The following is a 13,640-nucleotide window of genomic DNA, read 5'->3' as shown; positions in this document are numbered from 1 at the left end:
AAACCATACCTCATCACTGGGGGTGGTTCTTACCGGGTTGTCTCAGCGTTTCTTGTTCTTCTGGCGGGCCCGGATCTGGACGTGAACGGGGCTGCCGATGAAGCCGAAGTCTTCGCGGAGGCGGCGTTCGATGAAGCGTTGGTAGGAGGCTTCGATCTGGCCGGAGGTGAAGATGGCGAAGGTGGGGGGCATGGTGGTGGCCTGGGTGCCGAAGAGGATCTTCGGCTGCTTGCCGGAGCGGACCGGGTGCGGGTGGGCGGCGACCATGCGGCCGAGGAACGCGTTCAGCTGGCCGGTCGGGACGCGGGTCTGCCAGCCGTCGAGGGCTGCCTCGATCGCGGGCACCAGCTTCTCCATGTGCCAGCCGGTGAGGGCGCTGATGTTCACCCGGGGCGCCCAGCGGAACTGCACCAGGTCGCGGTCGATCTCGCGCTCCAGGTAGTAGCGCCGCTCCTCGTCCATCAGGTCCCACTTGTTGTACGCGATCACCAGCGCCTTGCCGGCTTCCTCGACCGCGTTCATGATCCGCAGGTCCTGCTCGGTGATCGACTGCGACGCGTCGATGACGACCACGACCACCTCGGCGCGCTCGATCGCGGCGTTGGTCCGCAGCGAGGCGTAGTACTCGTGGCCCTGGGAGTTCTTCACCTTGCGCCGGATGCCGGCGGTGTCGATGAACCGCCACTCCTTGCCGCCCAGCGTGATCAGCTCGTCGACCGGGTCGACGGTCGTCCCAGCGACGTCGCTGACGACGACCCGGTCCTCCTTGGCGACCTTGTTCAGCAGGGAGGACTTGCCCACGTTCGGCTTGCCGACGATCGCGACCCGCCGCGGGCCGCCGAGCTCGCCGTCGCGCTCGGGCGGCGCCTCGGGCAGAGCCGCGAGTACGGCGTCCAGCATGTCGCCCGTGCCGCGGCCGTGCATCGCGGACACCGGGAACGGCTCGCCGATGCCGAGGCTCCACAGGTTCATCGCTTCGGACTCGATGCGCTGGTCGTCGACCTTGTTCGCCGCGAGCACGACCGGCTTGCCGGACTTCCGCAGTACGCGGACCACAGCCTCGTCGGCGTCGGTGATCCCGACCACAGCGTCGACCACGAACAGCACCGCGTCGGCCGCGTTGATCGCGACCTCGGCCTGGGCCGCGACCAGGGCGGCCATGCCGACCGCGTCCGGGTCCCAGCCGCCGGTGTCGACGACCGTGAACTCACGGCCGGCCCAGTTGGCGTCGTACGACACGCGGTCGCGGGTCACGCCCGGGGTGTCCTCGACGACCGCCTCGCGGCGGCCGATGATGCGGTTGACCAGCGTGGACTTGCCCACGTTCGGCCGGCCGACGATCGCGAGCACGGGCAGCGGCCCGGTGTCCTCCCGGTCGTGCGTCGGTACTTCGGTGGGCAGGTCAGTCATGAGGGTCCTTCTCGTCTCGCCAGCCCGGAAGAGGGTGGCCGGTTTCGTCGACGGCCGCCTTCACATGGGCGCGCAGCACGTCGCCGATGTGGTCGGCAACCGCCTGTACGTCGGAATGTCTCCTAGGAAAGGGTACGCGGTCGACGGCGAACGGCTCGCCATACACGACGTCGATGCGGCTCCCGGCGGGCGGGAAACCCTCGATATCGCCCCCGGGCAGCCTGGTCCCCATCAGCACGACCGGCAGGATCGGGGCCCCGGTCACCATCGCCAGGTACGCCACGCCGCTGCGGATCCGGCTGAAATCGCCCGGCCCGCGGGTGCCTTCGGGGTAGATGTTCAGCACCCGGCCGTCCCGCAGGACCTGGATCGATCGCCGGACCGCGAGCATGTCGTACGACGACCGGTCGACCGGGATCTGCCCGATCCGGCGCAGGAACGCGCCCTGGAGACCGCCAAACACCTCGATCTTGCCGAGCTGGTGCAGCATCCGCGGCGCGACCGCCCCGAGCAAGGGACCGTCCAGCAGGCTCAGGTGGTTCGGCGCCATCAGCAGCGGGCCGGTCAACGGGAACCGGTCCTCGTGATGGATGGTCAGGTTGTACTTGCGCAGGAAGTACGGCTTGGCGATCTTCCGCATCGGCAGCGCCAGACGGTACGGCTGTGCCGGGAGATCGTCGGTCCGCGGCAGATCCTTGTGACCGGTGACCTCAGCCGTCATACGTCCCGGCCTTGAGGGACAGTCTCCTTGGCCAGCTGGCTGATCACGTCGACGACCTCCTCCAGGGTCATGTACGTCGAGTCGATGGTGACCGCCCCGTCCGAGGCGACCTGGAACTCCGACACGGTCGAGTCGTCGGCGTCGCGCCGGACGATCTGGTCGCGCAACTGCTCCGCCGTGAGGGAGCCGACCTGCGCGCCGCGGCGCGCCATCCGGGCCTCCTGGTCGGCGGTCAGCAGCACCTTGAGCTCGGCGTCGGTCGCGACCACGGTGGCGATGTCGCGGCCCTCGACCACGATCCCGCCGCTCGACTGGGCGTTGTCGATGATGGCCCGCTGCCGCCGGATCAGCTCCTTGCGGACCTCGAGGTTGGTCGCGATCTTCGAGACCACCTCGCTGATCCGCGGCTCCCGGATCGCGGTCGTGACGTCGGTCCCGTCGGCGATCACGAACTGGTGGCCCGGGTCGGTGCTGATCTCCAGCCGCAGGTCGCGGGCCCGCTGCGCCACCGCCGCGATGTCGTCCAGATCCAGCCCGCGCTCGACCGCCGACCAGGTCACCGCCCGGTACGTCGCCCCGGTGTCGAGGAACCGCAGTCCGAGCCGGGTGGCCACTCCGCGGGCGGTGCTCGATTTACCGGAGCCGCTCGGGCCGTCCACAGCGATGATCATGCCCCGAAGATTACCGCCGACGGGGGACAGAACTATCGGTGGACTATCGGTGGACTATCGGTGGACTACCCAGCCACGGTCGGTCAGCACGGTGACCAACTGATCGACTGAGGCGGGTTTGACGGCGAGTTCGACCTCACCGACGGGGCGGCCGGGGCTGTGGTCGATGCGGAGGTCTTCGACGTTGGCGCCGGACTCGGCCGCGTCCGCGAACAGTCTGGCCAGCTGGCCGGGCCGGTCCGGGATCGTAACGAGGACGGTGACCAGGTCGATGTGCGGCGTACCGTGCTTGCCCGGCACGCGGACCGCGCCGGAGACGCCCTGCCCGAGGATCGCGGTCAGCTCGTCGCCGGCCTCTTCCTTGCCCAGGGCAACGAGCAGCCGGTCGAGCTCGCCGCGGATCTGCTCCAGCAGGCCGGTCAGCGCCCCCGAGTTCGCGGACACGATCTGGGTCCACAGCGCCGGGTCCCCGGCGGCGATGCGGGTGACGTCCCGCACGCCTTGACCGGACAGCTCCAGGTGGGTCGACGGCGCATCGGCCAGCGTGCCCGCGGCAAGCGCGGACATCAGATGCGGGAGGTGGGACACCCGCGCGACACCGAGGTCGTGGTCCTCGACGGACATCTCGACGGTACGGGCGCCCGCGGCCTCGGCAAGTCGTCGGACCAGATCGACAGCATCCGGAGAGCTGGTCTCGTGCGGCGTGATCGCCCAGGTGGCGCCGTCGAACAGGTCAGCGCGCCCGGCGAGCGGGCCGTTGCGCTCGGAGCCGGCCATCGGGTGACTACCGACGTACCGGCTGAGGTCGCCGGTCAACCGGCGGGCGTCGGCGAGCGGCTTGGACTTCACGCTGGCCGCGTCCGTGACGACCGCGTCGGTCCGGTCGAGCTGCTCCGCGATCACCGCGCCGACGTGATCCGGCGGTACGGCGACCACGACCAGCTGCGGCTCGATCTGGACCAGCCGCGAGCCGGCGCCGATCCGCTCGGCCATCAGCGCGTTGTCCGGGTTCCCGTCGACGAGCTCCACGACCACGCCCAGTCGCGCCAGCGCCAGGCCGATCGACGTACCGATCAGCCCGGTGCCGACGATGCGGACCGGGCCGCGGAGCTCGCTCACTGAGCGCCGGTCAGATCTGGGCGGAGCGCGACCGCGCCGTGGAGGTAGACGTGCTGGATCTTGTCGCGGGACCGCGGCGTCTCGGTGTGCACCATCAGGCGGACCACGCGCGGCAACGCGTGCGGGACCGGGATCTCCTGCATGCACATCAGCGGTACGTCGGTCAGCCCGATCTGCCGCCCCGCGACGGCAGGGAACTCCGAACGCAGGTCCGACGTGACGGTGAACAGGATGCTGATCAGATCCTCGTTCTCCAGATCGTTCGCCTCCAGGACCGCCTTCACCAGCTCCGCGGACCGCTCGAGCAGATGCTCGCGCTCGTCCACGTCCAGCTGGGTGGCACCCCGGATCGCCCGTACCGCCACGTGCTCGCCTCCATGCTTCGTCCGGCTCGTCTCCCCCAACCCTAGGCCAGAGTAGTCAAGGAGTGGACAGCCGTCTCGGATCGTGCGCGTGCGTCAGCCGTTCCGGGCCGCCTCCAGCAGGCGCCGCGCCAAGGGAAGCAGCCCGGCCGCCCGGACCGGTGCGAGCGGATCGGACAGCTGCCGGCGACGACGGAACGTTCCCGGCGGGTCGCCGTACGCCAGGGCGAAGCGTCGCGAGAAGTGGTATGGGTTGCTGTAGCCGCAGTCCGCGGCGATCTCCCCGATGGTGGCGTTGGTACGCAGCAGGGCCGTCGCAGCCCGCGCGAGCCGAATCAGATCCAGCGCGTACGCCGGTCCGCACGCGTACTGCTCCCGGAAGAGCCGATGCAGATGCCCCGCCGACAGGTTCGCCGCGGCGGCCAACTCCGGGACGGAGACGATCCGCGGTCCGCTGCGGGCCCACACCGTCGCCACATGATCGACCAGCCGGCGGACGGCGTCCGGCATCTCCGCACGAGACGGGCCGCCAGGCGCGCGGACGAAGACCTCCAGCATCGTCGTCACCAGGCGATCACTGAGTCCGCGGACCGGCGACGGTACGCCGGCCAGATCCAGCGCGTAGCTGCACAGCTCTCCCAGCAGACCCGGATCGGACATCGAACGCACCGAAGGCCAACTCGGCGGATCGCCGAGCCCGCCGAAGTCCTCGATCTGGAAGTGCACGTAGGCGTGCCGCGACGGGTGATCACAGTCCCAGATATAGGCGTCCCGGTTGCCGCGCCGGGCAAGCGCCACTGTCCCCGGGCGCAACTCGTGCTCGACCGTCGCCTGCCGCACGCCGGCGTCGTCGTACACCTCGGTCCGCCAGAGCGCCGAACCGTGCAGGATCCAGAGCAGTTCGAAGTTCTGCAACCAACGCGGTCCGTACGTCGCCCCGGGCGCATAATCCGCGAGCTGCACCAGGGAATTCACGCTGATCACCGGCGGTCGCGATGTCACAAACAGATAGTAAAGCGCTTGCCAGCGACATTGGCGGGCACCGCGCGCTCTGCGACGGTTACTGGATGCACTTCACCGACGTCACCGACGAATTGGTCGAGTCCTTCCGGCGGGACGGCTTCGTCGTCCTCGAACAGGCCATCTCGGCCGACCAGGTGACCGAGCTCCACGACGCAGCCGAGCAGCTGTGTCGTGGTGACCTCGGCGCCGTCGAAGGTGCTCCCGCCACGGAGCCGACCGAGGACGTACTCCGCAAGTACCTGTGCATCCACCATCCGCACAAGGCCTCCGACGCAGCCCTCGCCGCGCTGCACGCGCCCCGCGTGGTCGCGACGCTGACCGCCGTCATCGGGCCGAACGTGAAGGCCATGCAGTCGATGCTGTTCATCAAGCCCGAGGGCAAACCCGGACAGGCGTGGCACCAGGACGAGTTCTTCATCCCGACGAGGGATCGCTCCCTGACCGCCGCCTGGATCGCGCTCGACGACGCCACCGTGGAGAACGGCTGCCTGTGGGTGTTGCCCGGCTCGCACCGTCGCGGCGTCATCTATCCCGATCGGGAGCAGGACGACCTCCGCTTCGACTGCACCAGCGAGGCGTTCGACTTCCCGTACAGCGACGACGACGCCGTCCCGGTCGAAGTACCGGCGGGCTCGGCGGTGATCTTCAACGGGTACCTGCTGCACCGATCACTGCCGAACACCGGCCGGCACGGACTCCGCCGGGCGCTCGCCAACCACTACATGAGCGCGGAGTCGCTGCTCCCGTGGCAGACCGTGCCGGCCGGCGTTCACGTCGGCAAGCACGACTACCGCGACATCGTGATGGTCGCCGGGACCGATCCGTACGCCTACAAGGGCATCGACGACCTCGCCCGGCCGCACTCCCGCCCGGACAAGGACGGCGGCTGCGACCGTTAGCCGGCGGCGGCGTCCGTCAGCCCAGCCGGGCCTCGGCGGCGTCGACCGTCTGCTCGAGCAGAAGCGCGATCGTCATCGGCCCGACCCCGCCCGGCACCGGCGTGATCAGGCGCGCGACCTCAGCCGCCTCCTCGAAGTGCACGTCGCCGACGTTGCCCTCGTTGAAGCCGGCGTCGACCACGACCGCGCCCGGCTTCAGCCAGTCGCCGCGGACGAAGTTCGCCTTGCCGACCGCCGCGATCACCACGTCCGCGGTCCGCACCAGCTCGGGCAGGTCCCGGGTCCGGGAGTGCGCGTACGTCACCGTCGCGTTCGATGCCAGCAGCAACATCCCGGCCGGCTTGCCGAGGATCGGGCTGCGGCCGATCACCACCGCGTGCGCGCCCTCCAGCGGTACGTCGTACGCCGCCAGCAGCCGCATGATCCCGCCGGGCGTGGCCGAGCGGAACCCGCGATCCCCGAAGGCCATCGCCGCGAACGACAGCATCGTCACGCCGTCGACGTCCTTGCCCGGGTCGATCGCCTCGAACGCGGCCCGCTCGTCGATCTGCGCCGGCACCGGGTGCTGCAGCAGGATCCCGTGCACCTCCGGGTCCTCGGACAGCTTCCGGATCTCCGCGACCAGCTCGTCGGTGGTCGTCTCGGCCGGCAGTACGACGCTCCGCGACGCGATCCCGGCCTTCTTCGACCGGTTCTGCTTCATCCGCACGTACGTCGCCGACGCCGGGTCGTCGCCGACCAGCACGGTCGCCAGACACGGCTGGACGCCGTACCGCTCCTGCAGGGCCTTGGCCCGCTCCGCCGCCTTGGCCACCATCTCGGCGGCCAGCTCGGTCCCGATCATCAAATCAGCGCTCATCTGCGCACTCCTCATGGTCGAAGGTGCCCAGGCGCGCGGCGTAGCCGGATGGCAGACCGTTCCCCGGTGGTGGTCCACCTCAGCGCCAGTCGCGGTCCGCCCTCAGGATACCGACCCGGTCACATCGGCGACGAACGTGTCGGCCACACCGTCGCCGATCCGGATCGGGACCTGGCTGTGCGGGAGCCGGACGTCGCGGATCTCCTCGGCCTGCGTGATCAGGTGCTCGATCCCGTCGCGGGCGGTTGCGCCGGCCGAGGCGTTGCCCTCCGCCTGCGCCTCGAGCACGCGCAGCGCCTGACGCAGCGCCCCACCCCAGTAGAACGACGCGTCCAGCCAGGCGTCGGCCTCGCCTTCGAACGCCGGATCGACGACGCCGCTGCGGATCTGGGCCGACGCGTTCTCGATCGCCTCGAGGTACGGCTCGAGCTCGGCGATGGCTCCGGCCAGGTCGCCACCGTCCCACGTCGCGCCGAACGCCGCGAGCTTCGCGGCCAGCACCGGCGCGTTGGTCAGGTGCAGCTTCCCGTCGTACGTCGTGAGGTCCGCGAACACCTCCAGCGCCGCGATCGTGTCCGCATCTCCCCCGGCCCGCTCGGCGATCGCACGATGCCAGGACGCGTCCGCGTCGTAGGTCGCCGGCTTCCAGCCGAACTCCGCGAACGAGTACAGGGCGAGCTTGCTGGCCGCGGCCTGGTTCATCGGGTTCGAGATGACGCCGACGACGTGCTCGGCCAGCCCGGGCTCACGACCCGTGTACGCCGCGAGCAGGATCCGCCCGTGCGCGTAGTCGTTCACCGGGTAGTTGTCCCAGATCAGGATGTCGTGCCCGAACACCGCCTTCGCCTCGGCAGCTTGTGCGCTCGTGATCTTCTCCGGGACGACCGCCGTACCGGTCCAGTGCACGATCACCGCCGGATCGAGCTGCTCCCGCAGCGCCTGCTTGTACGGCGTCTCGTGCACGTCGTAGTACTCGGTCGGGACCATCTGCAGCGGCGCGAGGTCAGCCTTGCTCGCGATCCACTCCCGCTGGATCCGGTTGCACAGGTCGGCCTGGGCCGCGCCCGCGGCGCCACCACCGGTGCCGTACTTCGCGGCGTCCTCGTCGGAGTGCCAGGTCTCGTACTCGATGTCGTCGAGCGGCACGTTGAAGACCCGTACGCCGAGCGCGTACAGCGCCTCGAACTTCGCGATCAGGGCCTGGTAGTCGTCGTCCGAGGTGTACCGGATCGACAGCCCGGGCGAGAGCGCGAACGTGAAGTCGACCTTGTTGCGCTGAGCCCGCTCGATCAGCTCGCCGAGCTCGGCCAGCTTGTCGGCCGGGTACGGGTCGCGCCACTGCTCGCGGTGGTAGACGTCGTCCTTGGGCGCGTACTGGTACGTGTTCATCCGGTGCGCGCCGAGATAGTCCAGATGGTCCAGGCGGTCCGCGTGCGACCACGGGGTCCCGTAGAAGCCCTCGATCGAGCCTCGGTACGGCAGTGTCGGCCAGTCGCGGATCTCGACACCGTCGACATGGTTGCCCTGGACAAGCTGATCCAGGGTCAGCGCGGCGTAGTACGTGCCGCGAGCGTCGACGCCGTCCAGCACGAGCTGATGGTCGCCGACGGCAACGACGTACCCCTCGGCCGGCAGACCGGCGGCCGGCTCGACGTCGAGGCCGGTGCCGCCGAGGTGGACCGTGACAGCGGCCTCGCCGTCGACGATCGTGCCGACACCGGCCCGGGCCAACGTGTCGCGGACGACCCGTTCGGCGTCGGGATCGGTGGTCGGGCCGTGCACCAGGCCGACCGTGTCACCAAGGTCGAATCCGTCGGGGCGGCTGCTGGTCTGCTGAGCTTCAGGGGTCACAGCCCTATCCACTCAGCGCGCCGCCCCGCTCGTCAAGACGCCCGGGTCAGCCTGAGGACCGGGATCGTGCGGATGCCGGCGGTGCGGACCTCGTACTCCGCGAAGCCCGGGTAGCGCCGCGCCTGCTCGGCGTAGATCCGGTTGCGCTCGTCGCCGGTCAGCTCGTCGACGGCCACCTTGTACGTCTCGGTGCCGACCTCGACGACGCCGTCACCGGCCGCCGTCAGGTTGCGGTACCAGTCCGGGTTGGCGGGGGCGCCACCCTTGCTGGCGAAGACATAGATGACAGCCGGGTCGTTCTCGTCGGCCAGGTACATCGTCGGGGCGATGTACTCCTCGCCGCTGCGGCGTCCGCGGTGGTGCAGCAGCACCATCGGGGCGCCTTCGAAGTTGCCGCCGACCTTGCCTTCGTTCGCCCGGAACTCGGCGATGACGTTCGCATTCCAGTCGCTCATATCTGGTACCTCCGCAGTAGCTCAGAGCAGTCCTGCGTGGTCCAACGCGAGATAGGCGGCATCGATTCCGGTCATCGCACCCGGAGTACGCAATTCGGTACGGAAAGCGTCGACGGTCAGCTCGACCGGGACGCAGTCCTCGGCCTCGTCGAGTTGCTGCTTGCCGTCGGGGCGGCAGCCGCGCGCGATCGCGACGTACTTGCGGAACGTCGACGAGGCGCCGGACCACTGCCAGCCGACGACGTCGAGCGTCTCGCAGGTGTAGCCGGTCTCCTCCTCGAGCTCCCGCGCACCGGCGACGGCTACGTCCTCGTCGGGCTCGACCAGACCGCCCGGGAGGTTCGTGACCACGCTGTCGGGGCCGGCGCGGAACATCCGGATCGTGACGATCCGCCCTTCCGGGGTCAACGGGAGCACGGTGATCCCGGACGTGATGCCGGCCTCGGGCCCGAAGACGTCCCACTCGACCTCGCGGCCGTCGGGCATCCGGTACCGCCGCAGTCGCACGGTGAGGAAGCGCTGGAACCCGGGCTCCTCCCCCAGCAGCTCCCACGGAGCGGGGTCGGCCGGCCGGGACGACTCAGCCGCCACGTTGTCGGTGACGGCTGAGGTCTCGAACCGGTCCGTCACAGCGGACGGTTGTCGTCGGGATCTTCCGGCGGAGCGATCGGTGCGTCGTCCGCGGGCGGAGCGACCGGGGTGTCACTGGCCGAGCTGGTGGTCCCGGCGGTGTCCTCCGCGTCGCCAGACTCAGCGGCGTCGGTGGACTCTGTGGATTCCGTGGACTCTGCGGACGCGGTCGGCTCCTCGGCCGGCCGGGACTCCGACAGGATGCTCTCCAGCGTCGCCTCGGAGATCCGCTTGAACTTGCGCACCTGGGTCCGGGTCCGGTCCAGGACCGCGACCTCGAGCTGGTCCGGGGTCAGCTGCCTGACCTCGGTGCCGTCGTGGCCGAGGGCATCGACCGCGAGCCGGAGCGCGCCCGCGAGCGAGATCCCCTCGGAGTAGTGCTCGCCGATGTAGTCCGCGACCTGGTCGGCCGGGCCGCCCATCACGGCGTACCCCTGGACGTCGGCGATCGAGCCGTCGTAGGTGAGCCGGTAGACCTGGTCGTCGGCCGGCGCCGCGCCGATCTCGGCGACCAGGATCTCGACCTCGAGCGGCTTCTCGCCGCCGGAGGAGAAGATCGCGCCGAGGGTCTGCGCGTACGCGTTGGCCAGCGCCCGGCCGGTGACGTCACGCCGGTCGTAGGAGTACCCGCGCATGTCGGCCAGCCGCACGCCGGCGATCCGCAGGTTCTCGAACTCGTTGTACCGGCCGACGGCGGCGAACGCCATCCGGTCGTAGATCTCGGCCACCTTGTGCAGTGCGGGCGAGCGGTTCTCGGCCACGAACAGGATGCCGTCGGCGTACTGCAGCGCGATCGCGCTGCGGCCCTTGGCGATGCCCTTGCGGGCGAAGTCGGCCCGGTCCCGCATCAGCTGTTCGGGCGAGACGTAGAACGGAACGCTCATCGAAGGTGTCGTCCTCTATCAGTCGAAGGGCGGGGGTCAGGTCAGAGACGTCGCGGCGGGACCGTCCGGGCGCTGGTGCCGTTGGCTCCAGGCCGCGTCGACGAGCGCCGCCACCTCGTCCTCGGGCAGCCGCCGGTAACCGTCCGCGGTGACCACGCCGACCACCGGGAAGATCCGCCGGAGCATGTCCGGGCCACCGGTCGCCGAATCGTCGTCGGCCGCGTCGATCAGCGACTGGATCATCACCGTCACGCAGTCGGTCTCGGACAGGTCCTCGCGGTACAGCTTCTTCAGCGCGCCGCGGGCGAACAACGAGCCCGAGCCGACGCTGTAGAAGTGGGTCTCCTCGTACCGGCCGCCGGTGGGGTCGTAGGAGAAGATCCGGCCACCCTTGATGTCCTCGTCGTACCCCGCGAACAGCGGCACCACGGTCAGGCCCTGCATCGCCATCGGCAGGTTGCCGCGGATCAGCGCGCTGAGCCGGTTGGCCTTGCCGTCGAGGCTGAGCGTGGCGCCCTCGAGCTTCTCGTAGTGCTCGAGCTCGACCTGGAACAGCCGGACCATCTCGATCCCGAAGCCGGCCGAACCGGCGAACGCGACCGCCGAGTACTCGTCGGCGGGGAACACCTTCTCGATGTCACGCTGGGCGATGATGTTGCCCATCGTGGCCCGTCGGTCGCCGGCCATGATCACGCCACCGGGGAAGGTGGCCGCGACGATCGTCGTGCCGTGCGGGACCTCACTGGACAGGTCACCCGATCCCAGGGCCCGCCGTCCCGGCAACAGGTCGGGCGCGTGCCCGGCCAGGAAGTCCATGAACGACGAGCCACCTGGGGTCAGGAAGGCTTCCGGCAACCGGCCGGAGGCATCAGAAGTCATCGAGCGGTTCACTCCCCACCCTTTTGCACGAATCCGCGGACGAACTCCTCGGCGTTCTCCTCGAGCACCTCGTCGATCTCGTCCAGGATCGAGTCGACGTCCTCGTCGAGTCGCTCTTTGCGCTCCTGGACGTCCTCCGACGCCTCGACCTGCTCGACCTCTTCCTCGGTCGACGAACGCTTCGGCTGCTTGTGCTGCTGACCGCCGTCCTTCGCCATGGCCACACACCTCCTAGAACCGCTGGGAGAGTCGCCCAACCGACTCTCAATAGCGACCCTACCCGGCGGCGCCCCCAGTGATGGTGCGAACCAGGTCACTCGCGGTGTCGCATTGGTCAAGAAGTGCGCCGACGTGCGCTTTCGTACCCCGCAGCGGGTCCAGGGTCGGGATCCGCTGCAACGACTCCTTCCCGGGCAGATCGAAGATCACCGAGTCCCAGGAGGCGGCCGCGACCTGCGGCGCGTACTGCTGCATGCAGCGGCCGCGGAAGTAGGCCCGGGTGTCGGTCGGCGGATGCGCGACCGCCATCCGGATCTCGTCGTCGGTGACGACCCGCTGCATGCGGCCGGATTTGACCAACCTGTAATACAGGCCCTTGTCCGGCCGGAGATCGGCGTACTGCAGGTCGATCAGGTGCAGCTTCGGGTCGTCCCACTCCAGGCCGTCGCGGTCGCGGTACTGCTGGAGGAGCTTGTACTTCGCGACCCAGTCGAGCTGGTCGGACAGCCTCATCGGGTCGATGGCGAGCTGGTCGAGCAGCTGCTCCCAGCGGTGCAGGATGTCCTTGGTCTGCCGGTCCGCGTCGTCGCCGTACTTGTCCTCGACGTACTTGCGGGCCTGCTCCAGGTACTCCGCCTGCAGCTGGACGGCGGTGATCTTGCGGCCGTCCTTGAGCGTGATCAGGTGCGTGCAGGACGGGTCGTGGCTGATCTCGTGCAGCGCGGTCACCGGCCGGTCGACGCCGAGGTCGTCGGTCAGCCAGCCGTCCTCGATCATCGCGAGCACCAGCGAGGTCGTCCCGACCTTGAGGTAGGTCGAGATCTCGGACAGGTTCGCGTCGCCGATGATGACGTGCAGGCGGCGGTAACGATCCGGATTCGCGTGCGGCTCGTCGCGGGTGTTGATGATCGGGCGCTTCAGCGTCGTCTCCAGGCCCACCTCGACCTCGAAGTAGTCGGCCCGCTGGCTGATCTGGAACCCGTGCGCCGCGCCGTCCTGGCCGATGCCGACCCGGCCGGCGCCGGTGACCACCTGACGGCTCACGAAGAACGGCGTCAGGTGCCGCACGATCGACGCGAACGGCGTGGACCGGCGCATCAGGTAGTTCTCGTGCGAGCCGTACGACGCGCCCTTGTTGTCGGTGTTGTTCTTGTACAGGTTCAGCTGGGGGGCGCCGGGGATCAGCCGGGCCTGGCGCGCGCCCTCCATGATCACCAGCTCGCCGGCCTTGTCCCAGACCACCGCGTCCCGCGGATTGGTCGTCTCCGGGGCGGAGTACTCCGGATGGGCGTGGTCGACGTACAGCCGGGCGCCGTTGGTGAGGATCACGTTGGCCAGGCCGGTCTCCTCGTCGGTGAGCTGGCTGGAGTCCGCCACCTCCCGGCTCAGGTCGAAACCTCGCGCGTCCCGCAGCGGGTGCTCCTCGTCGAAGTCCCACCGCGTCTTGCGCGCGAGCGGCTGCGTCTGCGCGTAGCCGTTCACCACCTGGCTCGAGGTCAGCATCGGGTTGGCCCCGGGCTGGCCCGGCACCGAGATCCCGAACTCGGTCTCGGTACCCATGATCCGCCGAACACTCATGCGAACGAGCCTACGCGGTACGGGCGGCTAAAGGTGTTGCTGTGTCCACAGGGTTACGTGTGAGACTGCGCGCGTGGACG

Annotated in this window: 15 protein-coding genes and 1 riboswitch; of the genes, 1 reads left to right on the top strand and 14 read right to left on the bottom strand. The window is 69.5% G+C overall.

From position 1 onward, the window contains the following. Positions 1 to 42: 42 nt before the first annotated feature. The 6 genes from der to ACIA58_RS23855 form a co-directional block, all read right to left on the bottom strand. Complete coding sequence (der, locus tag ACIA58_RS23880) at positions 43 to 1,410, bottom strand: ribosome biogenesis GTPase Der (RefSeq protein WP_396405960.1); 1,368 nt, start codon at positions 1,408 to 1,410, stop codon at positions 43 to 45. After that, positions 1,403 to 2,131: a lysophospholipid acyltransferase family protein gene (locus ACIA58_RS23875; protein WP_396405959.1), complete on the bottom strand. Its 729-nt coding sequence runs from the start codon at positions 2,129 to 2,131 to the stop codon at positions 1,403 to 1,405. The genes der and ACIA58_RS23875 overlap by 8 nt, the downstream gene beginning before the upstream one ends. Further along, a complete protein-coding gene (cmk, locus tag ACIA58_RS23870) occupies positions 2,128 to 2,802 on the bottom strand; it encodes a (d)CMP kinase (protein WP_396405958.1) in 675 nt (224 codons plus the stop codon). The genes ACIA58_RS23875 and cmk overlap by 4 nt, the downstream gene beginning before the upstream one ends. Positions 2,803 to 2,856: 54 nt before the next feature. Further along, positions 2,857 to 3,921: a prephenate dehydrogenase gene (locus tag ACIA58_RS23865; RefSeq protein WP_396405957.1), complete on the bottom strand. Its 1,065-nt coding sequence runs from the start codon at positions 3,919 to 3,921 to the stop codon at positions 2,857 to 2,859. Further along, positions 3,918 to 4,286, bottom strand: a complete 369-nt coding sequence (gene aroH / locus ACIA58_RS23860; protein ID WP_130385491.1) for a chorismate mutase — start codon at positions 4,284 to 4,286, stop codon at positions 3,918 to 3,920. The genes ACIA58_RS23865 and aroH overlap by 4 nt, the downstream gene beginning before the upstream one ends. 93 nt (positions 4,287 to 4,379) lie before the next feature. Next, a complete protein-coding gene (locus ACIA58_RS23855; RefSeq protein WP_396405956.1) occupies positions 4,380 to 5,285 on the bottom strand; it encodes a helix-turn-helix domain-containing protein in 906 nt (301 codons plus the stop codon). Between the two features lie 65 nt (positions 5,286 to 5,350). Between ACIA58_RS23855 and ACIA58_RS23850 the strand changes: the two genes are divergently transcribed. Then, positions 5,351 to 6,205 carry a phytanoyl-CoA dioxygenase family protein gene (locus ACIA58_RS23850; RefSeq protein WP_396405955.1) on the top strand — a complete coding sequence of 285 codons (855 nt, stop codon included), beginning with the start codon at positions 5,351 to 5,353 and terminating at the stop codon, positions 6,203 to 6,205. Between the two features lie 16 nt (positions 6,206 to 6,221). On the opposite strand, the gene ACIA58_RS23845 is transcribed toward ACIA58_RS23850, so the two are convergent. From ACIA58_RS23845 to dop, 8 genes are all read right to left on the bottom strand, one after another. Further along, positions 6,222 to 7,064 carry a bifunctional 5,10-methylenetetrahydrofolate dehydrogenase/5,10-methenyltetrahydrofolate cyclohydrolase gene (locus ACIA58_RS23845; protein ID WP_396405954.1) on the bottom strand — a complete coding sequence of 281 codons (843 nt, stop codon included), beginning with the start codon at positions 7,062 to 7,064 and terminating at the stop codon, positions 6,222 to 6,224. Positions 7,065 to 7,082: 18 nt separating this feature from the next. Continuing rightward, positions 7,083 to 7,167, bottom strand: a riboswitch (ZMP/ZTP riboswitch). Next, the gene (locus ACIA58_RS23840) at positions 7,167 to 8,915 is read right to left on the bottom strand and encodes a beta-N-acetylglucosaminidase domain-containing protein (protein WP_396405953.1); all 1,749 of its coding nucleotides are present in this window, start codon (positions 8,913 to 8,915) and stop codon (positions 7,167 to 7,169) included. Its footprint overlaps the riboswitch before it by 1 nt. A gap of 32 nt (positions 8,916 to 8,947) precedes the next feature. Continuing rightward, the gene (locus tag ACIA58_RS23835; protein WP_396405952.1) at positions 8,948 to 9,370 is read right to left on the bottom strand and encodes a nitroreductase family deazaflavin-dependent oxidoreductase; all 423 of its coding nucleotides are present in this window, start codon (positions 9,368 to 9,370) and stop codon (positions 8,948 to 8,950) included. A gap of 21 nt (positions 9,371 to 9,391) precedes the next feature. Further along, the gene (locus ACIA58_RS23830) at positions 9,392 to 10,000 is read right to left on the bottom strand and encodes an NUDIX hydrolase (protein ID WP_396405951.1); all 609 of its coding nucleotides are present in this window, start codon (positions 9,998 to 10,000) and stop codon (positions 9,392 to 9,394) included. Then, a complete protein-coding gene (prcA, locus tag ACIA58_RS23825; RefSeq protein WP_396405950.1) occupies positions 9,997 to 10,884 on the bottom strand; it encodes a proteasome subunit alpha in 888 nt (295 codons plus the stop codon). The genes ACIA58_RS23830 and prcA overlap by 4 nt, the downstream gene beginning before the upstream one ends. Positions 10,885 to 10,920: 36 nt before the next feature. Then, positions 10,921 to 11,763: a proteasome subunit beta gene (gene prcB / locus ACIA58_RS23820; RefSeq protein WP_396405949.1), complete on the bottom strand. Its 843-nt coding sequence runs from the start codon at positions 11,761 to 11,763 to the stop codon at positions 10,921 to 10,923. 8 nt (positions 11,764 to 11,771) lie between these two features. Then, positions 11,772 to 11,981, bottom strand: coding sequence for a ubiquitin-like protein Pup (locus ACIA58_RS23815; protein ID WP_130448384.1), 210 nt, complete (start codon positions 11,979 to 11,981; stop codon positions 11,772 to 11,774). A gap of 58 nt (positions 11,982 to 12,039) precedes the next feature. Continuing rightward, positions 12,040 to 13,560 (bottom strand): depupylase/deamidase Dop, encoded by a 1,521-nt coding sequence (gene dop, locus ACIA58_RS23810; RefSeq protein ID WP_396405948.1) that lies wholly within the window; start codon positions 13,558 to 13,560, stop codon positions 12,040 to 12,042. Between the last annotated feature and the right edge of the window lie 80 nt (positions 13,561 to 13,640).

The organism is Kribbella sp. NPDC051586 (assembly GCF_044453965.1).
Taxonomy (GTDB): Bacteria; Actinomycetota; Actinomycetes; order Propionibacteriales; family Kribbellaceae; genus Kribbella.
The sequence above is the reverse complement of the archived record's forward strand: the minus strand, read 5'-3'. Positions and strand labels throughout refer to the sequence as shown.

Coding starts and splice junctions, on each gene's coding strand:
- ACIA58_RS23845 (WP_396405954.1), bottom strand. CDS start 7,064: ATGAGCGCTGATTTGATGATCGGGACCGAGCTGGCCGCCGAGATGGTG.
- cmk (WP_396405958.1), bottom strand. CDS start 2,802: ATGATCATCGCTGTGGACGGCCCGAGCGGCTCCGGTAAATCGAGCACC.
- der (WP_396405960.1), bottom strand. CDS start 1,410: ATGACTGACCTGCCCACCGAAGTACCGACGCACGACCGGGAGGACACC.
- ACIA58_RS23815 (WP_130448384.1), bottom strand. CDS start 11,981: ATGGCGAAGGACGGCGGTCAGCAGCACAAGCAGCCGAAGCGTTCGTCG.
- ACIA58_RS23850 (WP_396405955.1), top strand. CDS start 5,351: ATGCACTTCACCGACGTCACCGACGAATTGGTCGAGTCCTTCCGGCGG.
- ACIA58_RS23875 (WP_396405959.1), bottom strand. CDS start 2,131: ATGACGGCTGAGGTCACCGGTCACAAGGATCTGCCGCGGACCGACGAT.
- prcA (WP_396405950.1), bottom strand. CDS start 10,884: ATGAGCGTTCCGTTCTACGTCTCGCCCGAACAGCTGATGCGGGACCGG.
- ACIA58_RS23835 (WP_396405952.1), bottom strand. CDS start 9,370: ATGAGCGACTGGAATGCGAACGTCATCGCCGAGTTCCGGGCGAACGAA.
- dop (WP_396405948.1), bottom strand. CDS start 13,560: ATGAGTGTTCGGCGGATCATGGGTACCGAGACCGAGTTCGGGATCTCG.
- prcB (WP_396405949.1), bottom strand. CDS start 11,763: ATGACTTCTGATGCCTCCGGCCGGTTGCCGGAAGCCTTCCTGACCCCA.